The organism is Bordetella pseudohinzii, assembly GCF_000657795.2.
GTDB classification, from domain to species: Bacteria; Pseudomonadota; Gammaproteobacteria; order Burkholderiales; family Burkholderiaceae_B; genus Bordetella; species Bordetella pseudohinzii.
This window is the reverse complement of the sequence record NZ_JHEP02000015.1, coordinates 20,741-42,711: the sequence shown is the minus strand read 5'-3', so window position 1 is coordinate 42,711 and position 21,971 is coordinate 20,741. Positions and strand designations below refer to the sequence as shown.

The following is a 21,971-nucleotide window of genomic DNA, read 5'->3' as shown; positions in this document are numbered from 1 at the left end:
CAACCCATCCGGCCCCCAAAAACCCGGACGGATCTCTATACTTGGCAGGTCAAGACTCGCTTTCGCTCCATGGACCTGCGCATCGCCAGCATCCGGCGCTTTCTCTACAGCCACTACTTCTTTGGCGGCGTGCGCCAGGCCATCGGCATGCTGCTGCCCGTGCTGCTGCTGGGCGGCATCTGGGGGCAATACAGCATCGGCCTGGTGGCCACCTTCGGGGCGCAGTGCCTGGCCATCATCGACCAGCCCGGCGGGCCGCAGCGCCACCGCAGCAACGAAATGCTGGGCGGCGCCCTGCTTGGAGTCTCCACCGTCACCATCACCGGGCTGGCCTCGACCTACCCGCTGCTGCTCTGGTTCGTGGTGATCGGCCAGTGCTTTCTGTTCTCCATGTTCACCGTCTTCGGCAAGCGCGGCGGCCTGATCGGTTTTGCCGGCCTGCTGCTCATGACGCTGACCATGCACACACCCATGGCGCCCGACCAGGTGCTGTGGCACTCCCTGGCCACCCTGGGCGGCTCGCTGTTCTATTTCTACTTCAGCCTGTGCTTTCGCCACCTGTTCTGGCTGCGCGAAGAGCGCCAGGCCCTGTCGGTGGCGCTGTTCGCCACGGCCGACTATATGGCCTCGCGCGCCAGCTTCTACGATGAAAACGCCGACCTTGAGGAGTCGTACCGCACGCTGATGCAGCGCCAATCGGCCATGACCGACAACCACCAGGCCGCCCGCGACCTGGTCTTGCGCGCCCTGCCCCAAGGCAAGGGTTATCGCGAGAACGACCGCATCATGCTGTGGAATATGTTCGTCGACATGCTGCAGCTGCTCGACACCCTGGTGGCCACCCACACCGACTACGCCTCGCTGCGCCGCGCGCTGACCGGCAACGACGCCCTGGTCTTCATGCGCGACGCGCTGGTCAAGATGTCGCTGGAACTCAACCGCATCGCGCTGGACCTCTCGCGCGGGCGGCCCACGCAATACCGCAGCAGCGCCAAGGCCGAACTGCGCGCCATCGAATACGAAATCGAACAGCTCAAGCAGCAGGGCCTGGGCGAGCGCGAGCCCGAGATACTCGCGCTGCTCATCCAGGTGCTGCGCCGCCTGCGCAACGCCGCGCGCATCGTCGACCGCCTGGCCGACCATACGCGCCACCACCCCGACGCCGTCCCCACCAGCACGCTGCGCATCGACAAATCCCTCACCCGCTTCATGTCGCGCCAGGAAGTGCGGGTGGGCATGATCACCAGCAATCTGCGCCTGGACTCGCCGCATTGCCGCTATGCCCTGCGCGTGACCCTGGCCGCGGCCATCGCGCTGGGCCTGATCGGCAGCTGGGTGCCGCTGAACATGGCCGCCCACAGCTACTGGGTGCTGCTGACCATCGTCATCATCATGAAACCCGGCTTCGCCCTCACCCGCCAGCGTAACGGCTGGCGCCTGATGGGCACGCTGATCGGCTGCATACTGGCCCTGGCCCTGTTCATGACCACCGACAAGCCGGCCGTGCTCTTCGCCGTCCTGCTGGGCGCCTGCATCATGGGCAACAGCCTGGTGCAGCTCAACTACATGGGCAGCGCCATCTTCAATACCCTGTTCGTGGTGCTGGTCTTTCACTTCGTGGCGCCCGGCTCGGTGTCGCTGGAAGTGATCGGCGAGCGGGCCATCGACACCGTGCTGGGCTGCGTGCTGGCCCTGCTATGCAGCTACGTCCTGCCCTGGTGGGAAGCGCGCTACATGAAGCCCCTGGCCCGGGCCGCCTCGCGCGCCAACCTCGAATACCTGCGCGCCGGCCTGAACTACATCGACGTGGCGCGCCAGCACGGCGGCGCGCCCGCCTCGGACAGCGACAATGCGATCGCCGATGCCGACGTCGCCTGGCGCCTGGCGCGCAAAAACGTGCACATCGCCTTCAGCAATTATGCCGAGGCCTTCTATCGCATGATGAGCGAGCCGCAGCAGCATCAGGTCAGCGTGCCGGAATTCAACAACCTGTTGATCCAGAACCACATCCTGGCCTCGCAGATCACGGCCGCCGTGCCCACGCTGGCCGCCATGCCGCAGACGCCGGCCGAGGTCCAGCAGGCGCTCGACGCCATGGTGCAGCTCCTGCAGCCCGACGAGCCGGAGCCGGCCGAGCTGCCGACGCAGTTCGACACCACGGGCGAAGGCGCCGCCCTGGCCTATCCGGTCAAGCAGATGCTGCGCGCCGCCGTCATGATCCGCCAGGAGCTGACCGCCGTCGCCGACCCCGGCGAGGCGGGGCTGATCACGGCCTAGCTTTCCCGGCGCCGGAAGACCAGCTTATCGGCGCTGGAGGCCGAAGCATCGAAGGCGTAACCTTCGCTGTCAAAGGCCTGCAGCCCCTCGGGCTTGTTGATCTTGTGCTCGATGGCATAGCGCGCCATCAGGCCGCGCGCCCGCTTGGCATGGAAGCTGATGACCTTCCAGGCGCCGTTCTTCCAGTCCTGGAAGACGCACTGCAGCACGCGGGCCTTCAGCGTCTTGAGGTCGACCGCCTTGAAATACTCTTCCGAGGCCAGGTTCACGATGATCGGCGTCTTCTCGCCCTCTTGCCGCTCATTGAGATAGCCGGCGATGGCGCTGCCCCAGTACTCGTAGAGATTCTTGCCCTTGGACGTCTGCAGCCGCGTGCCCATTTCAAGGCGATAGGGCTGCATCAAATCCAAGGGGCGCAGCGCGCCGTACAGACCGCTCAGGATGACGACATGGTCCTGCGCCCAATCCAGCTGCCTGGCCGACAGGCTGGAAGCCTCCAGCCCCTCATAGACATCGCCATTGAAGGCCAGCACGGCCTGCCGGGCATTGTCCTGGGTGAACGTCTTCTTCCAGGCCGCATAGCGGCCCACGTTCAACTCGGCCAGCGCCTGGCTCAGACTCATCAGCTCGGCGATATCGTCGGCCGACTTGGTCTTGAGCACCTTGATGAGCGCGGCCGCCTGATCCACGAACAAAGGTTGCGTATGCGTCTGCACATGCACCGGCGAATCGTAGTCCAGTTTCTTGGCGGGAGAGAGCAAAAACAGCATGAGGGCAAAATCCTTGTTATCAGCGGGCGGTCCAGCCGCCATCGACGGAAATGGTCGTACCGGTGATCTGCTCGGCGGCATCCGAAGCCAGGAACACGGCGGTGCCGCCCAGTTGTTCAGAGGTGACGAACTGCAGCGAAGGCTGCTTCTCGCCCAGCAGCTCGCGCGCGGCGGCCTCCTGGTCCACGCCGTCCTTGGCGGCCAGGGCGGTGATCTGCTTTTCGACCAAGGGCGTGCGCACCCAGCCCGGGCAAATCGCATTGGCCGTCACGCCCGTGCCGGCCGTCTCCAGCGCCGTCACCTTGGTCAGGCCCACCACGCCGTGCTTGGCGGCCACATAGGCCGACTTCTGCGCCGAACCCACCAGGCCATGCGCCGACGCGATATTGATGATGCGGCCCCAGCCCTGCTTCTTCATATGAGGCAGCGCGGCGGCCGAACCATGGAACACCGCCGACAGGTTCAAGGCCAGAATGGCGTCCCACTTCTCGACCGGAAAATCCTCGATCAGCGCGGTGTGCTGGATGCCGGCATTGTTGACCAGGATATCGATGCGGCCCAGCGACTTCACCGCATTGGCCACCAACTGGCGCACCGCCTCGCCCTTGGACAGATCGGCGCCGTCGTACAGCACCTGCACCTTGTGCTGCGCGGCCAGATCGGCGCGCAGTTTTTCGATTTCCGCGGCGTCGCCGAAACCATTGAGCACCACATTGGCGCCCTGCTGCGCGAACGCGCGCGCGACTCCCAGGCCGATACCGCTGGTGGAACCCGTAACGACTGCAACTTTGCCTTTGAGCATGAAGATTCTCCGCTGGGTCAAGACCCGACAAGTGTATCGCCGCCGCGGCCATCCCGCATGACCGTCCGGCCCTCAACGCGCGGAAGCATCGTCCCCCTCGTCAAACCCCGCCGGGCGCACCCGCATCCCCCCTATGCCGCCATAGCGCGCCGGGAGCAGCTCGGCCAGCTTGAGCGCGCAGGGAATCAAACCCATCGACACCGCCACGATCACCGACAGCACATCGCGCTGCACCACCGTCATCAAACGGTTGCTCGCCGCCTCCGCGAAAATCGCATAGCTAAACTCGCCGCCCTGCGCCAGCACCAGGGCGAACATCAGGCGGTGATAATGCGGCAGCCCGCCCAGCCGCGCCATACCATAGAGCAGCAAACCCTTGATCATCAGCAGCGCCAGCACCCCCAGGGCCACGTAATGCCAATACTGGTAGACCTCGCGCAGATTGATCGACATCCCCACCGCCAGGAAAAACAAACCCAGCAACAGCCCCTTGAACGGCTCGATGGTCTCCTCCAGATCGGCCCGATAGCGCGACTCGGCCAGCAACACCCCCACCAAGAATCCCCCCAGGCCGGCCGACAGCCCCGCCGCATCGAACAGCTGGGCCGTGCCCAGCACAATCAACAACGTGGCGGCCGTGAACAACTCGCGCAGCTCCGAGCGCTGGATCCACGTCAAAAAACGCAGACGATAGCCCGCCAGCACCACCAGCACCGCCACCAGCGCCACCCCGAAATGCGGCGGATCCGCGCCGTCCGAACCCAACATCCCGGCCGCCACCAGCATGGGAATGGCCGCCATATCCTGGAATAGCAAAATCCCCAGCGCCATACGGCCCAACGGCGCGCGCAACAGCCCCCGCTCCTCCAGAAGACGCAAGGCCACCGCCGTCGACGACAAGGCCAGCGACAGCCCGCACAACACCGCCACCGTCACGCTCATGCCCGCCAGATGACGCAGCCCGGCGCCAAACACCAGCCCCAACAGCACTCCCGCCGTCAGCACCTGCAAGGCCCCCAGACCGAACACCTCCACCCGCATCTCCCACAGCCGGCGGGGCGCCAGCTCCAGCCCGATCACGAACAACATCATGACCACGCCCCATTCAGACACGTTCATCATGGCCGGCACATCGGTCACCAAGGCCAGGCCCGACGGCCCCACCGCGATGCCCGCCACCAGATAACCCGGGATCGCCCCCAGGCCCAGGCGCTGCGTCAACGGCACACAAACCACCGCCGCCAGCAGCAACAACGTGACTAGCCCCATGCGTCCTCTCCCGTCCGAACGAGGAAAGATTTGCAGAAAGAAAAATTTTGGGTAGAATAGCGGGCTTTCCTGCTTCGGCAAGAGCCACAGGAAACAAACCTCGTTAAATCATCGGTCTCATGGGTTTTGTGGACACCACACCAAGCAGACCGGGATCGGCGTCCAAGGTTCGGACCACGGCCGGGACTGAAACAGGTTTGAGCAAGACACCTGGAGAGGTGGCAGAGTGGTCGAATGCGCCGGACTCGAAATCCGGTATACGTTTAGGCGTATCGTGGGTTCGAATCCCACCCTCTCCGCCAGATTATTGCCCGAGCGAGTCCCGGGCAGAGAAAAACCCCGTAAGTTCGATGACTTGCGGGGTTTTTTCTTTTGCGGCGTCGCGATACTCGCAATGTCGTCTGACGACTGGATCGCTGGGGGAGGCCGCCCGCGATCCAGTCGTCAGACAAAAGTAGACATGGACATCAACAACGGCCGAGGCGGGGAATAGCTCAGATGACGGGCTCCTCGCAGCGCGCCTGCAAATTTACGGCGCCCGGCATACGCTGCCTCCGTTGCTTCAGCGTGGCTGCCGTCAAGCTAATCCCAAGCGGCATCGACCGACCCTGCCCTCCAATGCGCAAAACCGGCCAACAAGACTAGATTTTCTTTCCCCCTCAAACCGCCGCCGCGCACGCCTCGATTTCAATCAGCCACCCGGGCTTGACCAGTCCGGCGACCTGGACGACGGTGCGGGCGGGGAAGGCGGAGACGCGCTCCTTGAGGTAGGCGTTGTAGGCGGCGTTAAAGCCGTCGAAATCCATTCGACCAGTCTCGGGGTCGGCCACCAGATAGATTCGGGCATGGGTCAGTTGCTCCAAGCCCAAGCCCATGTCGGCCAGGACTTTTTCCAGGCGGGCCAGGGTGGTCCGGGTCTGGGTGGCCGTGTCGCCGAAGGCCTGGCGGGAGTCGGCCGGGGCTTGGGGGTCGACCACTTCGGGGTATTGGGCGCTGAGTTGGAAGTGGGTCAGCCCCGGCGGGACGCCGACGGCGCGGCTGATGGCGGAGGCGGAGCCGGTGGCGGCGATGTGTTGGAGCAGGGTCATGATGGTGTTTTCCCCCATTTGTGAAAGGTGCGCCAGACTTTATAGTATTTTCACATTAACGCTCAATCGGGGAGAGCCTGGGTGGACGCCTTTCTTCAGCATCTGGCCATGCATCGCAGTGTGCGCGCGTTTGCCCAGCGCGAGGTGGACGCCTCGGTGCTGGCCCGGGTGTACGCGGCGGCCAGCCGCTGCCCTTCCTGGAACAATGCGCAGAATGTGACTCTGATCGAGGTGCGGGACGCGGCGCGCAAGGCGGAGCTGGCGCGGCTTTGCGGCGGGCAGGAGGCGGTTGTGCAGGCTCCTGTGTTCGCGGTCCTGTTGATGGATTTCCACAAGACGGCCGAGGCGGCGGCGCGGCACGGCCGCCAGCAGGTCGCGCATGAGGATGTCAATGGTTTGCTGATCGGCGCCGTTGACGTGGGCATCATGCTGGCGACGCTGATGTCGGCCGCCCGGGCGGCCGGCCTGGCGGTGTGCCCGGTCGGGGGGATCCGGCGCGAGCTGGACGCGGTCATCGATCTGCTGGCCTTGCCGCCGCTGACCTTGCCGCTGGCGGGGGTCTGCCTGGGTTATGCGGCCGATACGGTCGCCGGGCCGCTCAAGCCCCGCCTGCCGCTGGAGGCGCTGCTGCATGCCGAACGTTATGACCGCTCGCGGGTGGCGCCGGCGCTTACGGCCATGGACCGCGATATGGCGGCCTATCGCCAGGCGTCGGGCGCGGCGCCGGCGCCGTCCTGGACCGATGCGGTGTCCGCGCGCTATGCCGCCATGCCGGCTTATGCGGGGGTGGCGCGCGCCCTGCAGCGTCAGGGTTTTCGCTTTCCGACGTTTGATATGTAAATCATATAATCGGATTTTAGGGACAGGATGGCGATATGGCGCTTCTGAAACGACAGGCCCCCGCGGCCGCCCGCAGCGAACTGAATCTCACGGACCGCATTGCCGAGATGCTGATCGAGGAGATCACCAGCGGGCAGTATCAGCTGGGTGAGGTCCTGCCCCCGGAGCAAGTCATCGCCGACCGCCTGGGCGTGTCGCGCACGGTGCTGCGCGAGGCGGTCTCGCGCCTGAAGGCGGACGGCATCGTGACCAGCAAGCAGGGCCGCGGGCTGACGGTCATGCTCAATACCCGCCCTTCGGTGCTGCGCATGCAGGCGGCCGAGGAAGGCAATGTGGAGCAGATCCTGCGTATTGTCGAGCTGCGCCGCGGTTTTGAGATCGAGGCGGCCGCGCTGGCCGCCCAGCGCCGCGACCGGCAAGACCTGGACGATATGCGCGCGGCGCTGGACAACATGGCCACGGCGCTGGCGTCGGGCGATGTCATCACCGGCGTGGACGCCGACCTGAGCTTCCATCGCGCCATCGCGCGCGCCACGCGCAATGAACACTATCTCAATTTCTTCGACTTCCTGAGCGTGCTGTTGCGGCGCAATCTGGAAGTCTCGCGTTCGCGTTCGGCCAAGACGGCCGGGCGCGGCGCCCTGGCGCAGTCCGAGCACGAGGCCTTGTACGAGGCCATCGAGCTTGGCGACAGCGAGCAGGCCCGCCAGCGCGCGCGCAATCATATCGAGAACACCGAAACACGCTTGCATACCACCAGTTTCTTGAAACGCTAGCGGCGCTCACGACCGTTGCATACAAGGGGAAAAAATGGCGAGTAAGTCCTTAGACGAATTGGTGATGGCCGACCAGGGCCTGGTCAGCCGCTCCATCTTTGTCGACGAAGAAATCTTCAAGACCGAGCTGGAGCGGGTGTTTTCCCGAGCCTGGCTGTTCGTGGGCCACGAAAGCCTGGTGCCGAATCCGGATGATTATTTCCTGTCGCGCATGGGCACGGAATCCGTCATCCTGACGCGCGACCGGCAGGGCAATATCCAGGTCATGCTCAACAGCTGCGCGCACCGCGGCATGAAGCTGTGCCGCTACGACCACGGCAATAACCGCACATTTACCTGTCCGTATCACGGCTGGAGTTTTTCGACGGACGGCAAGCTGGTGGAGCGGCCCGGCGAGCTGGTGGGCGTTCCCGGCCATGCCACCCATTACAAGGGCGAGCTGGACAAGAAGGCCTGGGGCCTGAAGACCGTGGCCCAGGTCTGTGTGTACAAGGGCACGGTCTGGGCCACCTGGGATGCCGACGCCCCGCCTTTCCTGGATTATCTGGGCGATATGAAGTGGTATCTGGACGCGGCGCTGGATAGCCGCGACGGCAGTCCGGGCGGCTCCGAGGTGATCGGCGGCGTGCAGAAATGGCGCGTGAAGTGCAATTGGAAGTTCGCGCCGGAGAATTTCATCGGTGATCTTTATCACGATATCAGCCACCGTTCGGTGGATATCGTGGGCATCGGGCCCAGCGGCGGCAAGGGACGCCGCGACCCCACGCCCAACCGCATGACCATCGGCTTTCCCCGCCACGGCCATGGGCTGCTGGGCCAGCTGCCTTTCTATGCCGAGCCCGAGTACAAGCCGCTTTATGCCCAGCATCCCGAGGTGGAAGCTTATTACCGCGAGGTGCATGAGGCGCGGGTACGGCGCTTTGGCGACAAGATGCGCGTGATGACCAGCGTGGGCACGATTTTTCCCAATATGTCTTTCCATGGCCGCCAGCCGCGCACCATCGCGGTGTTTCATCCCATCAGCCCGACCGAAATGGAAATGTGGCGCATGTACCTGGTCGACAAGGACGCGCCGGCCTCGGTCAAGGAGGCCGCCCGCCACTATTACCTGCGCTATTCCGGGCCCGGCGGCATGACCGAATCCGACGATATGGAAAACTGGACCGGCGCCACCGAGGCCTGCCAGGGCACGGTCTCGCGCGAGTTGTATTTCAATTACCAGATGGGCGTGGGCCATGCCCGCGCCGTGCCCGAGCTGAAGGGCTGTGTGGAGAACGGCGAGTACACCGAGGAAAACGCCCGCATCTATTACCGGCGCTGGGCCCAGTTCATGAAGGGCATGAGCTGGGACGCCCTGATGGCCGAGTCGGCGTGAGGAGGACAGACGAATGAGCACGACTTCCATTCCCGCGTCGCTGCTGCTGTGGTGGGAAGTGCAGCAGTTCCTCAGCCATGAGGCCGAATTGCTGGACAGCCGCCGCTTCGACGAATGGCTGGGTTTGTTCGATGAGCAGGCGCGCTACCGCATGCCGCTGGCGCGCAATGTGCGCCGCGACCGCATCGCCACCGAGGAATACACGACCGAGGACCAGGTCGCCTGGATAGACGAGAGCCTGCCCACGCTGCGTCAGCGCGTCGCCCAGCTCAAGACCGGCATTCATTGGGCCGAGGAGCCTGCCTCGCGCACCACGCATATGGTCGCCAATATACGTGTCGCCGAGAGCCAGGAGCAGGACGGCAGGCTGAGCGCGCGCGTGCATTCGCGCTTCATGCTTTACCAGAACCGTCTGCAAACCGAGACCAATGTCTTTGTCGGCAAGCGCAGCGACCTCCTGGTGCGCCAGGCGGATGGCTGGCGCATTCTTGACCGGCAGATCCATCTGGACCAGAACGTGCTGCAGGCCAAGGCCCTGACCGTTTTCTTCTGACCCTTCTTGTTCCTACATTGTCCTCCGGGATGTCCGCCAGGCCATCCCCGGGGAAGGCTGTACCCATACCTGCTGTACCGGGGAGACGACACGCCGCGCCGCGGCCTTCCTTACATGGAGTGTTGCAATGAACCGCCGTACTGTTTTGAAGACCTTGGGATTGACCGCCGCCCTGCCCTGGGCTCCGCTGGCGCGCGCCGCCGGCGGGGCCTACGCCAGCCGCCCCATCCGCCTTGTCGTGCCCTATCCGCCCGGCGGCGTGACCGACGTGGCGGCCCGCCTGGCCGGCGAGCTGCTGACGGCCAAGTATGGCCAGCCCGTCGTTGTCGAGAACCGGCCCGGCGCCAGCGGCCTGATCGGCCAGCAGGTGGTCGCCGCCGCCGCGCCTGACGGCTATACCTTCATCATGGGAGGCCTGGGCGGCAATGTGCTGCCGCCCGTGACGGTGCGCGGCCTGCCGCTGGACGTGCCCAAGACCTTCGTGCCGGTGGCGCAGATCGCCGAGTTCGTCAATGTGCTGGTGGTCGCCAAGGATTCGCCGCTGTCCAATGTCCAGGAGTTCCTGGCCTATGCGAAGTCCAAGCCGGAGGGCAGCCTGAGCTATGGCAGCAACGGCATCGGCACGTCCGCCCACCTGACCACGGAGTTTTTTGCGCAGCGCACCGGCCTGAAGATGCAGCATGTGCCGTACAAGGGCAGCAATGAGCTGAACATCGATGTGGCCAATGGCAATCTGGATTTTTGCTTCAGCAACCTGCCGCCGGTGCTGCCCCTGATCAAAAAGGGCAATCTCAAGGCGCTGGCCGTCACCAGCAGCTATCGCAGCAAGCAGCTGCCCCAGGTGCCGACTTTCGAGGAAAGCGGCATGGCGGACTTCGACGTCACCAGCTGGCTGGGCGTGTACGCGCCGGCCGGCGTGCCGGCGGCGCTGGTGCAGGAACTGGGCAAGGTGATTGCGCAAGGCGTGGACCAGCCCGGTATGCGCGAGCGTCTGCAGACGGCCGGCTTCGAGCCGCAACCGCGCGATGCCGAAGGTTTCGCGGCCCTGAACCAGCGCGAGCTGGAACGTTGGGGCGCCATCGCCAGGCAGGCCAATGTGGTCATCGAGTTCGGCAAGGGATGAGGTATGCAGCCTAGCCCTTCTATCGGTGTCTTGATCGTGGGCGCGGGCCATGCGGGCGTGGAATGCGCCTGGGCCCTGCGCGCGGCCGGCTATACGGGCGGCATCATGCTGGCCGGCGAGGAAGTCCATCTGCCTTATGAACGCCCGCCGCTGTCCAAGGGCTTGCTGCTGGGCGCCACCGAACCCGCCCGCCTGCTGCTCAAGGCGCCGGCCCAGTACGAGAGCCAGGGCATCCTGCGCCTGGCCGGCCACGCCATCGTCAGCCTGGGCGATGGCGTGGCGCGCTGCGCCGATGGCCGCGAGATCGCTTTTGAGCGCTGCGTGCTGGCGACCGGGTCCCGCGCCCGCCGCCTGCCCGGGCTGGACGGCCCGCGCGTGCATGTCATCCGTAACCAGGAGGATGCCTTGGGGCTGCGCCAGGCCATCGCCGCCGGGCAGCGCCTGCTGGTGCTGGGCGGCGGCTACCTCGGTCTGGAGGCCGCCTGCTCGGCCACCCGCCTGGGCGCCCGCGTGACCGTGCTGGAGCAAGGGCCGTCCCTCATGGGCGGCCGGGTCTCGCCCCATACCGCCCAAGCCATGGCGGCCCTGCATATCGACGCCGGCATAGACCTGCGGCTAGGCTGCCGCGTGCAGCGCTGGGAGCGCCTGGCGGCGGGCTGGCGGGCGCATCTCGACGCCCAGCAGAGCTGCGAGGCCGAGCAGGTGTTGGTGGCCATCGGCGGCGAACCCAATGACAGCCTGGCGCGCCAGGCGGGACTGGCCTGCGCCGATGGCGTGCTCGTCGATGAGCACTGCCGGACATCGGACCCGCGCATCTATGCCATCGGCGATTGCGCCAGCGCCTGGCGCGAAACGCTCGGGCGCCAGGCCCGCGTGGAGAGCGTGCAGAACGCGCTGGCCCAGGCCCGCATCGCCGCCGCCCATATCGCCGGCAAGCCGCCCCTGCCCCGCCGAACCGCCACGTTCTGGTCCGAACAGCAAGGACGCCGGCTGCAAATGGCCGGCCTGGTCGCCGCCGGCGCGGCCTGCCGCGATGTCGTCCTGTCCACGCCCAAAGGCTGGGTCGTGGAACGCCATCTCGACGGCCGGCTGGCCGCCATCGAGGCGGTCGACAGCCCGGCCGAATTCGTCAAGGGCGTGGCGCGCCTGTCCGCGCCGCCCCAACTTCAGGAGACCTGACATGCCTCAACTCTTTTTTGTGCTGCCCGACGGCAGCGAACAGGCCGCCCAGGCGCCCGCCGACTGGTCGCTGATGGAATGCGCGCGCGATCAAGGCATCGAAGGCGTGGTCGCCGAATGCGGCGGCGGCGCGATCTGCGGCACCTGCCACGTCCATGTCGACCCGGAATGGTTCGCCAAGCTGGAACCCGCCGGCGCCACCGAAGAGGCTTTGCTCGACGTGGTTCCCGACCGCGGGCCCACCAGCCGCCTGGCCTGCCAAATCATGTTGAGCGAGGCGCTTGATGGCATGCGCGTGCGCGTTCCCGCCGAGCAACTGGCGCTGTAGGAGGCCGCGCCATGTCGTCCACCGTCAATCTGGTCGAGCTGCAACCCGGCGCGGTCCTGCTGATGACCGATGGCGCCGTCGTCGAAGTCATCGAGAACCCGCAGGATGGCATCTGGATCACCTGCCGCTACCTTTCCCATCCCGGCAATCCCGCACTGGTCAACGGCGAAGAGCAACAGGTCTTCGCCACCGACATCCAAGCCTATGCCGAGGCGCCCTGACGCGCCCGGCCCGATTTCTCAGGAGTGTTTCATGTCTGCATCGTCCCTTCCCACCATTGTCCTGTCCGCCCCGCTGCCCCCCGATCTGCGCGAACGCCTGCAAGCCGCCTGCCGCATTCTGGAAGTGCCCGCCGGGCAAAGTCCCGCCCAGGCGCTGGACGCCGCGCAGCGCGAATCCGTCCAAGGCATTCTGTGCACCATGAAGACGCGCATCGGCCCGGAAGAACTCGCCGCCCTGCCCCAACTGCGCGTGGTGTCGAACTTCGCCGTCGGCTTCGACAACATCGACATCCCCGCCGCCACCCAGGCCGGCGTGCTGGTCTGCAATACCCCGGGCGTGCTGGACAAGGCCGTGGCCGACCTGACGCTGGGCCTGCTCATCTGCCTGGCCCGCAACCTGGTGCAGGGCGACGCCTTTGTGCGTTCCGGCCAATGGAGCAAGGGCGCCGCGCCGCTGACCCGCGACATCCGCGGCAAAACGCTGGGCCTGCTGGGCATGGGCCGCATCGGCCGCGAGGTCGCCGGCATGGCCCGCGCGCTGGGCATGCAGGTCGTCTATCACAACCGCCGCCGCGACGATGCCGCCGAGAGCCAAGGCCTGGCGCAATACCGCGAGCGCGACGCCTTGTTCGCTGAAGCGGATTTTCTCAGCGTCCATATCCCGCTGAACGCGGAAACCCGTCACAGCATCGGCGCGCGCGAGATCGGCCTCATGAAGCGCGGCGCCTATCTGATCAACACCGCGCGCGGCGCCGTCATCAAGGAGGCCGAACTGATCGAAGCCCTGCGCTCGGGCGTCATCGCGGGCGCCGGCCTGGACGTCATGGAAACCGAACCCATCGACGCCGGCCATCCGCTGTGCTCGCTGCCCAACGTCATCCTGCAAGCCCATGTGGGCAGCGCCACGGTCGAAACCCGCCGCGCCATGATAGACCTGGCGGCGCAGAACCTGCTGGATGCGCTTCAGGAGCGGCAACCGGCCGCCATGGTCAATCCCTCGGTCTGGCAGGCTGGCGCCGCCCTGGCTTGAGGAGACCGCCATGCAGAAAACCAACCCGCCGCTGGTGCAGGCCAGCGGCATACAGCCCGAGATCGCCATCGCGGCCATCCCCGATGACGAGCGTGTCTGGGTGCCCCAGGCGCCGCAGGTCTGGTACCGCCCCCTCTTCCTGAACACCGTCACGGGCGGCTGGTGCAACCTGCTGCGCGTGCGGCGCTCGGGGGTGCTCAGCCGCCATATCCACCCGGGCATGGTCTTCGGCTATGTGATCAAGGGCTCATGGCGCTACCTGGAACACAGCTGGGTGGCGCGCGCCGGCAGCTTTGTCTATGAACCGCCGGGCGAGATCCACACCCTGGTTGTCGATGAGGGCGCCGAACAGGAAGAAATGATCACCTTCTTCAACATCAGCGGCGCCCAGGTCTATCTCGACGAACAAGGGCGCCAGGTGGGCTACGAAGACGTGTTCAGCAAGATAGAGATGTGCCGCAAGCACTATATCGAAGTCGGTCTGGGCGCCGACTATGTCGATCAGTTCATCCGCTAGATGTGATGCCTCGATAGGCGGTTCACCCAGGTCCGGCCTGGGAGTTCCCCTATCGAGGCTCGCTAGCTAGAGCGCCCTGCCGACGATCAGCGGATCGGTGACCAGATCGGGGCTGCTGCCGCGGCCCTCGTAGGGCAGGCGATTCAGCACATAGCGCATGGCGTTGAGCCGCGCGCGCTTCTTGCAGTCGGACTTGACCACGATCCAGGGCGCATCGGCCGTGTCGGTATGAGCGAACATGGCCTCCTTGGCCCGCGTGTAGTCATCCCATTTGTCCAACGAAGCCAGGTCCACCGGGCTCAGCTTCCATTGCTTGAGCGGGTGGACCTTGCGCTGCTGGAAGCGCCGTTTCTGTTCTTCCTGGCTGACCGAGAACCAGAACTTGACGAGATGGATGCCGCTGTTGACCAGGTGGCGCTCGAAATCCGGCACCTGGCGCAGAAACTCCAGGTACTCCGCATCGCTGCAAAAGCCCATGACGCGCTCCACGCCGGCGCGGTTATACCAGGAGCGGTCGAACAGCACGATCTCGCCGGCCGAGGGAAGGTGTTGGACGTAGCGCTGGAAATACCATTGGCCTCGCTCGGTATCGGAGGGTTTCTCCAGCGCCACCACGCGGGCGCCGCGAGGGTTGAGGTGCTCCATCATGCGTTTGATCGTGCCGCCCTTGCCGGCCGCATCCCGCCCTTCAAAAAGGATGACGACACGCTGCCCGGTGGCCTTGACCCAGGCTTGCAGCTTGAGCAGCTCGACCTGCAGGCGGTATTTCTGCTTTTCGTAGTTCTTGCGCAGCATGCGATGCCGGTAGGGATAGGCGCCGCCGCGCCAGTCGCCGGCCAACTCCAGGTCGGGATTGCGCGGCATGGGCCGCGCCGCCGCCTGCACCAGCGCCTGGTGCACGGCCCGCGCATCGTCGGGCGACAGCGCCTCGATGACCGACAGCAAGGCCTCCTTGGCCTCGCCCTCGGCCTGGACGCGGGAAGCGATATCCGCCAGGACCGACACCGCCTCTTCGCGCGCGGCCTGCATGCGGGCCTCGGCCTGGGCGCGCTCGGGATCCAGAACCGCGGCCTCGGGGGGCAGGCCGGTCTTGCGAGGCGAACGGGAACGAGGCTTGTCAGTCATGGCATGAGCTCCTTTTTTCAAGCACGGCGGAAACCGCAACCCTATACCATCGGCCAGTCTCCCCTTTTGCGCAACATCAAGCGGCTTCAGCGGCGGGTTGCCAAATCCGCCAAAGCCATCGACACTAGTGCCGCGCGGTGGACCGGCCACCGTTTCTCTCGTACCGCGAGGCCACATGAGCCAGTTTGTCTCCGAAATCCTGTTCGGCTATACCACGCTCATCAGCATCATCAATCCGGTCGGCCTCGCCTTCATCTTTCTCAACAAGACCGCCACCCTCACCGTCGAGGAAAGGCGCAAGCTGGCCTACAGCGTTTCGCTGTATTCCTTTTTTGTCCTGGTCGTGGCTTTCTTCCTGGGCTCCTTCGTGCTGCATATGTTCGGCATCACGCTGGAGGCGCTGCGCATCGCCGGCGGGCTGGCCGTGGCGGTGTCGGGCTGGACCATGCTCAACGCGCCGGAAATCCACAACAAGGACGCCCAGACCGTCCAGCAGATCGCGCCCAGCCAATTGGGCGAAATGGTGTTTTTCCCGCTGACGGTCCCGCTGACCACCGGCCCGGGAACGGTGGCCGCGGCCATCGCGCTGACGGCCAACCGGACCAAGGAGCTGCGCGAATTCGTGCTCGGCAGCCTGTCGTCCATCGCGATCTCCGCCCTGGTCGTGGTGTCGATCTATCTGGTGTACAGCCGGGCGGATTCGCTCTCGCGCTTTCTGGGCGAGGGCGGGACACGGGTAGTGACCCGGGTGTCCGCCTTTCTGCTGCTCTGCGTGGGCGTGCAGATTATCCTTACTGGCATCAGCCAGTTTATCCGCCCGCTGCTGGCCGGGTCGTAATTCCGGCCTTATTCGTCGACATCGATTGATTATCTTTCTGGATGAAATCTGCCGCTGGCGATTAACCATGAAGTAATCATGGATTTTAACCGGCCGCCGCCTTATGCTCGCGCGGCCCGGACATCAATCTTGGGGCGGTCTCGACGGCTCGCCCGACGCCGATCCATGTATCGCCGTGATGCGCTTGGGCCGCCATATCTTGCAAGCCTGCTCCAGGCTCTTGCCCTGCTGCAGGAATCTGGCAAATCCCATGGCCTGATCAACCGTCAGGAACTCGTACTTGCGGGCCGAGCAGCTGACAGCCCGGCCTTCCCGAATCACTTGCAAAAGCGCCTCCCTTTGGTTTGACCTGCATTCAAACATATAACATGACTCAAACCGGAAACCTGTTATTTGTTTAACGCAATTTTTAATCCAGCGCGCCGGGAAAAACGTTAGCGCATATATATAATATTCTCTACAAAATACATGGATAGATAGGCGCCAATTATCGCAAGCTCACGGGCTGGACATGGCTTGCCGCGGCCGCTAAAGGCTTGACAATCATTGACATTAGTTTTCTGGAGAAACATCTGGAAACGCCGTAGCCTTAAGTCTGAGCCTAACCCCAGCAGGCCCACACGACATGCGCCTTGCCATGATTTCCTCAGACAAAACTCCTCGCGCCCATCGCATCCCCTTGCGCAAGCGCGTCTCGGCTTCCAGCCAGCCCGGACCGAGCCTGCCGGGGCGCTGCCCGCCCGCGCTCTGTCAGCCAGCGCTGCGCCGCAAGCTGAACGAGCTTGAGGCGGAGAACCGCCGCTTGCGGCGCCTGGTGGTGACGGATGATTTGACGGGGATTTTTAATCGGCGTTATTTCGCCAGACGCTTGCAGGAGGCGCTGCACGCGCCGCAGCGCGGACTGGGCGTGGCGCTCTGTCTGTTTGACCTGGATGATTTCAAGGCCATCAACGACAGCCTGGGCCACGCCGCGGGCGACCGCCTGCTGCACGCGGTCGCGCAGGCGGTCAAGCTGCAATTACGCCGCAATGACGATTGCGTCTGCCGCGTGGGCGGCGATGAGTTCGCGGCGATTTACTCGGCCGACTCGCCGGAGAAGGCGCTGCGCCAGGCCGAGGGCCTCATGGCGGCCATCCGCCAGCTGAACTGGGGACAGGCCGGGCCGGCCAGCGCGACCTTTGGTTTGGTGTGGTTGCCGCCGGGCGTGATGGTGGATTGGCAGCATGCCTATGGCCGGGCCGATGATGCGCTTTACCGCGCCAAGCACAAAGACAAAGGCGGCATCGCCCAACTGGATGCCGCCCAGCAAGCGATCTGAAACGGGTCAGTCGCGGGGGACTTCGGGCGGCTCGATCCAGAAAAAGCGCTCGCCCTGCCGGATCATGCCGGCGACGCCTTCGGGTTCCATGCGGAAGTCCGTGCCCATGAGCGTGGCGCCCCCGTCCGCATGAATGTGGATGATGGCCAGGGGGTCTTTCTCCATGGTGTACCAGTAGTACCCAGGCTTGAGGTCGTGAGCGGTCGTCATGCATCGAGTATACCGACAAGCCTTGCGAAACGCTTGCGCTGACGCAAAGCCGGGCCTGTTGGTGATTGGATGTAACACCGCCGCCGGGCGGTTTGATTTCAGCCGATTTCAAACCCTCTTCTCCCCCTCGGGGCCGTCGATGGCGCGGCGCAGCACCGCCGCGCGCCCCGGTTGCGCTTTGTCGCCATTGCAATACCCGTCTGAGATGCTTTCGCGGCGAAAACGGCGACAATACGATCGACGCAATCTCAAGACTGCATGTGCAGCAAGGCAGGTGAAATCATGAAGAAATGGCTAGTCGCTGGTTTGGGCGCCGCCGCCCTGACGATGTCAGCTGCGGCAATGGCGCATGTGGACATCGGCGTGTCCATCGGCATCCCCGGCATCGCGGTCGCCCCCGCTCCGGTCTACGTGGCGCCGCCTCCGGTCTATGTGGCTCCGGCCCCGGTCTATGCCGCCCCGCCGCCGCGCTATTACGCGCCGCCGCCGGCCTATGTCCGCCCGGTGGTCGTGCCGGCGCCCGTCTACTACGGCGGCCCGCGTTGGCATGGCGGCCCGCGCCATCATCATGGCCACTCCCGCGGCCACTGGCGCCGCGACTGACGCGGCAACGCGGCGCAAACCGCAGCCGCCCAGAATAAAAAACCCCCGAGAGTCGGATATAGATCCGGCCTTCGGGGGTTTTTCTTTGACCGCGTTCGGCGAGACGCTCGTCGCAGAGGTGTCAGACACCAGGCGGCAGGGCCTTGCGGTCTGAAGACGTGCTTGGGGGTGTCTGACACCTCAGGGTAGGTTGCCGCGTGGCTGCGCGCATGGCATCCAGCCAGCGGCGCGGGGTGCTGGTGTTCTTCCACCAGCCATTATGCGGTCGCATGTGCAAACTCCGGTTCACCATTAAAACGCACACCATTGATCTTCGAGAAGATTTCCTGGCTGCCTGCCTCCGCCTCGCTGAGACTGCGGTAGGTGCCAAGGTTGGGAAGATCCCATGCTTTTTCGGGAGCCGTGCCGCCTACGCGGCGCGTCCATATCCGCACACTGAAGGACTGCCCCTCTTGCGGGACCACAGTGCAACGAACGCGAAAATCGCCAATCATTCGTGAAGTCATGGTTAGCTTCCTCTATTGAAATGAAGGGACACGAGGCCAAGCAGACATATTGTGCCGCAAGATGCGGCCCTTTTAATCGCTCATTCACATTTGTTCACATCAATAGCGCAAGACCATGATACCGGCCAAAGGCTACAGAACGGTTTCGGTCACGGAAACGGAATGTGGCAAACCATTATCGGAACAATAAATCGACAAAATAAAAAAACCCGGCCGCGGCCGGGTTTTGGGGTTTGCCCAAGCCTCAGGGCTTGAGCACCTCGATGCCACCCATATAGGGACGGAGCACCTCCGGCACGACGACGCTGCCATCGGCCTGCTGGTAGTTCTCCAGCACGGCCACCAGGGCGCGCCCGACCGCCAGTCCGGAGCCGTTGAGCGTGTGGACAAACTCGGGCTTGCTCTTGGCGTCGGCGCGGAAACGCGCCTGCATGCGGCGTGCCTGGAAGTTTTCACAGTTGGAGACCGAAGAAATCTCGCGCCAGGTATTCTGCGCCGGTAGCCAGACCTCGAGGTCATAGGTCTTGGCCGCGCCAAAGCCCATATCGCCGGTGCAAAGCAGCATGACCCGGTAGGCCAGGCCCAGCCGGCGCAGCACGGCCTCGGCATGGCCGGTCATCTGCTCCAGCGCCTCATAGGACTGATCAGGCTGGACCACCTGGACCATTTCGACTTTGTCGAACTGGTGCTGGCGGATCATGCCGCGCGTATCGCGCCCCCCGCTGCCGGCCTCGGAGCGGAAACAAGGCGTGTGCGCGGTCATGCGCAAGGGCAGATCGGCGCCGGGCACGATGGTGTCGCGCACCACGCTGGTCAGGGTGATTTCCGAGGTCGAGATCAGGTATTGGTCTTCGCGCACGAAAGCCTTGCCATGTTCGTCGACCTTGGGGTCATCATCGCCCCCGCCCTTGGTCACAAAGAACATATCGTCCTTGAACTTGGGCAATTGCCCCGTGCCGTAAAGCGTGGAGCTGTTGACGATATAGGGCGTATAGCACTCGGTATAGCCATGCTCGCCGGTCTGCAGATCCAGCATGAACTGCGCCAGGGCGCGGTGCAGGCGGGCCATCTGGCCGCGCATGAAGGAAAACCGGGCGCCCGACAGCTTGGCCGCGGTATCGAAATCCAGGCCCAGGGGTTCGCCGATGGCCACGTGATCGCGCGGCTCGAAGCCCAGCCCGGCGGGATTGCCGTCCGGGCCAGCCTGGCCGGGCAGCCAGCGGCGCACTTCGACGTTGTCGTCGCTGGACGCGCCCACCGGCACGCTGGCGTGCGGCAGGTTGGGCACCGACATCAGCAGCTCATTGAGCTGCTGATGCAGCATCGCCAGCTCGTCTTCCAGCTGCTTGAGTTTGGCGGGCAGGGCTTGCGACTCCGCCATCACGGCCGAAGCATCCTCGCCCTTGGCCTTGAGCTGGCCGATCTGCTTGGCCAGGGCATTGCGGCGCGCCTGCAGGGACTCGGTCTCGGTCTGCACGGACTTGCGGCGGGACTCCAGATCGTTGAACCGTTCCGTGTCGAAGGCAACCCCCCGGCTCTGGAGACGGTCCACGACGGTTTGCAGGTCTTTGCGCAGCAGTATCGGATCTAGCATGGTGATGGCGATTAAGTTGGGAAACGCGCCGCCGGCCGCGGGGACCGGGCGCCTTGGGTCGCGGCACGAAGCGCCGGCAACCCCGGGGATTTTACCCTCCCCGCCGGATAGGCCTGCCGCGCACACCCGTCTGGCGGATGATTTCCTGGATGCGCTGGCGCGCGAGAAGGTCGTCGTGGAAGTGCGGCATTAAGCCGCGCTAGCGCTTCTTGTCGCGGGCCTGGGCGTCGAGTTCGCGCAGGAAAGCCAGTTTCTGCTGGATCTTGGCCTCCAGCCCGCGGTCCGTCGGCTGATAGAAGGTCGGGTTCAGGCCATCGGGGAAATAATGCTCGCCGGCGGCGTAGGCATGGGGCTCGTCATGGGCATAGCGATAAGCGTGCCCATGACCCAGCTGTTTCATGAGCTTGGTCGGCGCATTGCGCAGATGCAGGGGCACGGGCGCGCTGCCATGCTCGGCGGCGAATTTGCGCGCGGCGTTGTAGGCGTTGTAGACCGCGTTGGATTTGGCCGCGCAGGCCAGATAGACCACGGCCTGGGCCAGGGCCAGCTCGCCTTCCGGCGAGCCCAGGCGCTCATAGATGTCGGCGCCCTGCAGCGTCAGCTCGGTGGCGCGGGGGTCGGCCAGGCCGATGTCCTCCACCGCCATGCGGACCAGGCGGCGCGACAGGTATTTGGGATCGGCGCCGCCGTCGAGCATGCGCGCGAACCAATACAGGGCGGCGTCCGGGTCCGAACCGCGCACCGCCTTGTGCAAGGCGCTGATCTGGTCATAGAAGGCGTCGCCGCCCTTGTCAAAGCGGCGCAGGTTCTGCGAGAGCGACGTCTCCAGCCAGGCCGCGTCGACCTCTTCGCGGCCGGCGGCTTCGGCCGATTCGGCCACGACCTCGACCGCGCTGATCAGGCGGCGGGCATCGCCATCGGCCCAGGCCGCCAGCTGCTCGCGCGCGGCGTCGTCAAACCGTATGGGTTTGTCATCCCGGCCTTCATTGAAGGCGGCGACGGCGCGGTCCACCAGCAGCATGAGCTCTTCGGCGCTGAGGGACTGCAGAACGTAAACCCGCGCGCGCGACAGGAGGGCCGAGTTGACCTCGAAGGAGGGGTTTTCGGTGGTGGCGCCGATGAAGGTGAACAGGCCGCTTTCCACATAGGGCAGGAAGGCATCCTGCTGGGCCTTGTTGAAGCGATGGACCTCATCGACGAACAGGATGGTGCGGCGGCCCTGCCCTTGCGCGATCTGGGCCGTGACGACGGCATCGCGGATGTCCTTGACGCCGCCCAGCACGGCCGAGATGGCGATGAACTGGGCATCGAATCCATCGGCCATCAGCCGCGCCAGCGTGGTCTTGCCCACGCCCGGCGGCCCCCAGAAGATCATGGAGTGCGGCCGGCCGGACTCAAAGGCCACGCGCAGCGGCTTGTCCGGCCCCAGGAGATGCGATTGCCCGACCACGTCGGCCAGCGTGCGCGGGCGCAGGCGCTCGGCCAGGGGCACATAGGGGCGGTGGGCGGGGTCGGCGGAAAACAGATCGTTGCTCATGGCAGCAGAAAACAAAAGGACAGCGTCCAGGCGGCCATTACACCATGAGCCCGGCTAGGGGAAAGTCCTAGCTCCCGCCTGTAAATTTCTTT

The 21,971-nt window shown here is 65.0% G+C and carries 23 protein-coding genes and 1 tRNA gene; 15 read left to right on the top strand and 9 right to left on the bottom strand.

Annotated features, from left to right (window positions below; genetic code table 11):
• Window positions 1–69 precede the first annotated feature (69 nt).
• Window positions 70–2,277, top strand: coding sequence for an FUSC family protein (locus L540_RS17495; protein WP_043213587.1), 2,208 nt, complete (start codon window positions 70–72; stop codon window positions 2,275–2,277).
• Here the strand turns inward: L540_RS17495 and yaaA are convergent.
• The 3 genes from yaaA to L540_RS17480 form a co-directional block, all read right to left on the bottom strand.
• Window positions 2,274–3,047, bottom strand: a complete 774-nt coding sequence (yaaA, locus tag L540_RS17490; RefSeq protein ID WP_043213776.1) for a peroxide stress protein YaaA — start codon at window positions 3,045–3,047, stop codon at window positions 2,274–2,276. The two genes, L540_RS17495 and yaaA, sit on opposite strands and share 4 nt — an antisense overlap.
• A 19-nt stretch (window positions 3,048–3,066) precedes the next feature.
• Window positions 3,067–3,849 (bottom strand): 3-hydroxybutyrate dehydrogenase, encoded by a 783-nt coding sequence (locus tag L540_RS17485; protein ID WP_043213586.1) that lies wholly within the window; start codon window positions 3,847–3,849, stop codon window positions 3,067–3,069.
• Between the two features lie 72 nt (window positions 3,850–3,921).
• A complete protein-coding gene (locus L540_RS17480; protein WP_043213584.1) occupies window positions 3,922–5,118 on the bottom strand; it encodes a cation:proton antiporter domain-containing protein in 1,197 nt (398 codons plus the stop codon).
• Between the two features lie 212 nt (window positions 5,119–5,330).
• Between L540_RS17480 and L540_RS17475 the strand changes: the two genes are divergently transcribed.
• Window positions 5,331–5,420 (top strand) — tRNA-Ser (locus L540_RS17475).
• 357 nt (window positions 5,421–5,777) lie between these two features.
• Here L540_RS17475 and L540_RS17470 read toward each other — a convergent pair.
• The gene (locus L540_RS17470; protein WP_043213774.1) at window positions 5,778–6,206 is read right to left on the bottom strand and encodes a Rid family hydrolase; all 429 of its coding nucleotides are present in this window, start codon (window positions 6,204–6,206) and stop codon (window positions 5,778–5,780) included.
• A gap of 81 nt (window positions 6,207–6,287) precedes the next feature.
• Between L540_RS17470 and L540_RS17465 the strand changes: the two genes are divergently transcribed.
• The 10 genes from L540_RS17465 to L540_RS17420 all read left to right on the top strand — a co-directional run bounded on the left by L540_RS17465 (window position 6,288) and on the right by L540_RS17420 (window position 14,148).
• Window positions 6,288–7,046 carry a nitroreductase family protein gene (locus L540_RS17465; protein WP_043213582.1) on the top strand — a complete coding sequence of 253 codons (759 nt, stop codon included), beginning with the start codon at window positions 6,288–6,290 and terminating at the stop codon, window positions 7,044–7,046.
• A gap of 35 nt (window positions 7,047–7,081) precedes the next feature.
• Complete coding sequence (locus L540_RS17460; RefSeq protein ID WP_053073236.1) at window positions 7,082–7,822, top strand: FadR/GntR family transcriptional regulator; 741 nt, start codon at window positions 7,082–7,084, stop codon at window positions 7,820–7,822.
• Between the two features lie 34 nt (window positions 7,823–7,856).
• On the top strand, window positions 7,857–9,197 hold the full coding sequence (locus tag L540_RS17455) for an aromatic ring-hydroxylating oxygenase subunit alpha (protein ID WP_043213580.1): 1,341 nt from the start codon (window positions 7,857–7,859) through the stop codon (window positions 9,195–9,197).
• A 13-nt stretch (window positions 9,198–9,210) separates the two neighbouring features.
• Window positions 9,211–9,750 (top strand): aromatic-ring-hydroxylating dioxygenase subunit beta, encoded by a 540-nt coding sequence (locus tag L540_RS17450; RefSeq protein WP_043213578.1) that lies wholly within the window; start codon window positions 9,211–9,213, stop codon window positions 9,748–9,750.
• A 127-nt stretch (window positions 9,751–9,877) separates the two neighbouring features.
• A complete protein-coding gene (locus tag L540_RS17445) occupies window positions 9,878–10,873 on the top strand; it encodes a Bug family tripartite tricarboxylate transporter substrate binding protein (protein WP_043213576.1) in 996 nt (331 codons plus the stop codon).
• Window positions 10,874–10,876: 3 nt separating this feature from the next.
• A complete protein-coding gene (locus tag L540_RS17440) occupies window positions 10,877–12,052 on the top strand; it encodes an NAD(P)/FAD-dependent oxidoreductase (RefSeq protein WP_043213573.1) in 1,176 nt (391 codons plus the stop codon).
• A 1-nt stretch (window position 12,053) separates the two neighbouring features.
• Complete coding sequence (locus L540_RS17435; RefSeq protein ID WP_043213570.1) at window positions 12,054–12,380, top strand: 2Fe-2S iron-sulfur cluster-binding protein; 327 nt, start codon at window positions 12,054–12,056, stop codon at window positions 12,378–12,380.
• 11 nt (window positions 12,381–12,391) lie between these two features.
• Window positions 12,392–12,601: a hypothetical protein gene (locus tag L540_RS17430; RefSeq protein ID WP_029579070.1), complete on the top strand. Its 210-nt coding sequence runs from the start codon at window positions 12,392–12,394 to the stop codon at window positions 12,599–12,601.
• 31 nt (window positions 12,602–12,632) lie between these two features.
• On the top strand, window positions 12,633–13,631 hold the full coding sequence (locus tag L540_RS17425) for a 2-hydroxyacid dehydrogenase (RefSeq protein WP_043213569.1): 999 nt from the start codon (window positions 12,633–12,635) through the stop codon (window positions 13,629–13,631).
• A 10-nt stretch (window positions 13,632–13,641) separates the two neighbouring features.
• Window positions 13,642–14,148: a 2,4'-dihydroxyacetophenone dioxygenase family protein gene (locus tag L540_RS17420; RefSeq protein WP_043213567.1), complete on the top strand. Its 507-nt coding sequence runs from the start codon at window positions 13,642–13,644 to the stop codon at window positions 14,146–14,148.
• A gap of 66 nt (window positions 14,149–14,214) precedes the next feature.
• Here L540_RS17420 and ppk2 read toward each other — a convergent pair whose 3' ends face one another.
• Window positions 14,215–15,273, bottom strand: coding sequence for a polyphosphate kinase 2 (gene ppk2 / locus L540_RS17415; protein ID WP_043213565.1), 1,059 nt, complete (start codon window positions 15,271–15,273; stop codon window positions 14,215–14,217).
• A gap of 175 nt (window positions 15,274–15,448) precedes the next feature.
• On the opposite strand from ppk2, the gene L540_RS17410 reads away from it, so the two are divergent.
• A complete protein-coding gene (locus L540_RS17410; protein ID WP_043213562.1) occupies window positions 15,449–16,111 on the top strand; it encodes a MarC family protein in 663 nt (220 codons plus the stop codon).
• A 637-nt stretch (window positions 16,112–16,748) separates the two neighbouring features.
• A complete protein-coding gene (locus L540_RS17400; protein WP_082149681.1) occupies window positions 16,749–17,429 on the top strand; it encodes a GGDEF domain-containing protein in 681 nt (226 codons plus the stop codon).
• Window positions 17,430–17,435: 6 nt separating this feature from the next.
• Here L540_RS17400 and L540_RS17395 read toward each other — a convergent pair whose 3' ends face one another.
• Window positions 17,436–17,639, bottom strand: coding sequence for a hypothetical protein (locus tag L540_RS17395; protein WP_043213558.1), 204 nt, complete (start codon window positions 17,637–17,639; stop codon window positions 17,436–17,438).
• Between the two features lie 282 nt (window positions 17,640–17,921).
• Between L540_RS17395 and L540_RS17390 the strand changes: the two genes are divergently transcribed.
• Complete coding sequence (locus L540_RS17390; protein ID WP_043213768.1) at window positions 17,922–18,242, top strand: hypothetical protein; 321 nt, start codon at window positions 17,922–17,924, stop codon at window positions 18,240–18,242.
• Window positions 18,243–18,499: 257 nt separating this feature from the next.
• Here the strand turns inward: L540_RS17390 and L540_RS21615 are convergent, their stop codons facing one another.
• From L540_RS21615 to L540_RS17375, 3 genes are all read right to left on the bottom strand, one after another.
• Entirely contained in the window at window positions 18,500–18,748 is a 249-nt protein-coding gene (locus tag L540_RS21615; RefSeq protein ID WP_109842481.1) for a hypothetical protein, read from the bottom strand.
• A gap of 244 nt (window positions 18,749–18,992) precedes the next feature.
• Window positions 18,993–20,342: a serine--tRNA ligase gene (gene serS, locus L540_RS17385; protein ID WP_043213556.1), complete on the bottom strand. Its 1,350-nt coding sequence runs from the start codon at window positions 20,340–20,342 to the stop codon at window positions 18,993–18,995.
• 199 nt (window positions 20,343–20,541) lie between these two features.
• On the bottom strand, window positions 20,542–21,879 hold the full coding sequence (locus tag L540_RS17375) for a replication-associated recombination protein A (RefSeq protein ID WP_043213551.1): 1,338 nt from the start codon (window positions 21,877–21,879) through the stop codon (window positions 20,542–20,544).
• Window positions 21,880–21,971: the final 92 nt, after the last annotated feature.

What these genes read in the sequence shown, in the direction of transcription:
- ppk2 (WP_043213565.1), bottom strand. Translation starts at nt 15,273, where the DNA reads ATGACTGACAAGCCTCGTTCCCGTTCGCCTCGCAAGACCGGCCTGCCC.
- L540_RS17375 (WP_043213551.1), bottom strand. Translation starts at nt 21,879, where the DNA reads ATGAGCAACGATCTGTTTTCCGCCGACCCCGCCCACCGCCCCTATGTG.
- L540_RS17390 (WP_043213768.1), top strand. Translation starts at nt 17,922, where the DNA reads ATGAAGAAATGGCTAGTCGCTGGTTTGGGCGCCGCCGCCCTGACGATG.
- L540_RS17430 (WP_029579070.1), top strand. Translation starts at nt 12,392, where the DNA reads ATGTCGTCCACCGTCAATCTGGTCGAGCTGCAACCCGGCGCGGTCCTG.
- L540_RS17480 (WP_043213584.1), bottom strand. Translation starts at nt 5,118, where the DNA reads ATGGGGCTAGTCACGTTGTTGCTGCTGGCGGCGGTGGTTTGTGTGCCG.
- L540_RS17445 (WP_043213576.1), top strand. Translation starts at nt 9,878, where the DNA reads ATGAACCGCCGTACTGTTTTGAAGACCTTGGGATTGACCGCCGCCCTG.
- L540_RS17495 (WP_043213587.1), top strand. Translation starts at nt 70, where the DNA reads ATGGACCTGCGCATCGCCAGCATCCGGCGCTTTCTCTACAGCCACTAC.
- L540_RS17400 (WP_082149681.1), top strand. Translation starts at nt 16,749, where the DNA reads ATGATTTCCTCAGACAAAACTCCTCGCGCCCATCGCATCCCCTTGCGC.
- yaaA (WP_043213776.1), bottom strand. Translation starts at nt 3,047, where the DNA reads ATGCTGTTTTTGCTCTCTCCCGCCAAGAAACTGGACTACGATTCGCCG.
- L540_RS17485 (WP_043213586.1), bottom strand. Translation starts at nt 3,849, where the DNA reads ATGCTCAAAGGCAAAGTTGCAGTCGTTACGGGTTCCACCAGCGGTATC.
- L540_RS17450 (WP_043213578.1), top strand. Translation starts at nt 9,211, where the DNA reads ATGAGCACGACTTCCATTCCCGCGTCGCTGCTGCTGTGGTGGGAAGTG.
- L540_RS17425 (WP_043213569.1), top strand. Translation starts at nt 12,633, where the DNA reads ATGTCTGCATCGTCCCTTCCCACCATTGTCCTGTCCGCCCCGCTGCCC.
- L540_RS17435 (WP_043213570.1), top strand. Translation starts at nt 12,054, where the DNA reads ATGCCTCAACTCTTTTTTGTGCTGCCCGACGGCAGCGAACAGGCCGCC.
- L540_RS17420 (WP_043213567.1), top strand. Translation starts at nt 13,642, where the DNA reads ATGCAGAAAACCAACCCGCCGCTGGTGCAGGCCAGCGGCATACAGCCC.
- L540_RS17455 (WP_043213580.1), top strand. Translation starts at nt 7,857, where the DNA reads ATGGCGAGTAAGTCCTTAGACGAATTGGTGATGGCCGACCAGGGCCTG.
- L540_RS17470 (WP_043213774.1), bottom strand. Translation starts at nt 6,206, where the DNA reads ATGACCCTGCTCCAACACATCGCCGCCACCGGCTCCGCCTCCGCCATC.
- L540_RS21615 (WP_109842481.1), bottom strand. Translation starts at nt 18,748, where the DNA reads ATGACTTCACGAATGATTGGCGATTTTCGCGTTCGTTGCACTGTGGTC.
- L540_RS17460 (WP_053073236.1), top strand. Translation starts at nt 7,082, where the DNA reads ATGGCGCTTCTGAAACGACAGGCCCCCGCGGCCGCCCGCAGCGAACTG.
- L540_RS17440 (WP_043213573.1), top strand. Translation starts at nt 10,877, where the DNA reads ATGCAGCCTAGCCCTTCTATCGGTGTCTTGATCGTGGGCGCGGGCCAT.
- L540_RS17395 (WP_043213558.1), bottom strand. Translation starts at nt 17,639, where the DNA reads ATGACGACCGCTCACGACCTCAAGCCTGGGTACTACTGGTACACCATG.
- L540_RS17410 (WP_043213562.1), top strand. Translation starts at nt 15,449, where the DNA reads ATGAGCCAGTTTGTCTCCGAAATCCTGTTCGGCTATACCACGCTCATC.
- serS (WP_043213556.1), bottom strand. Translation starts at nt 20,342, where the DNA reads ATGCTAGATCCGATACTGCTGCGCAAAGACCTGCAAACCGTCGTGGAC.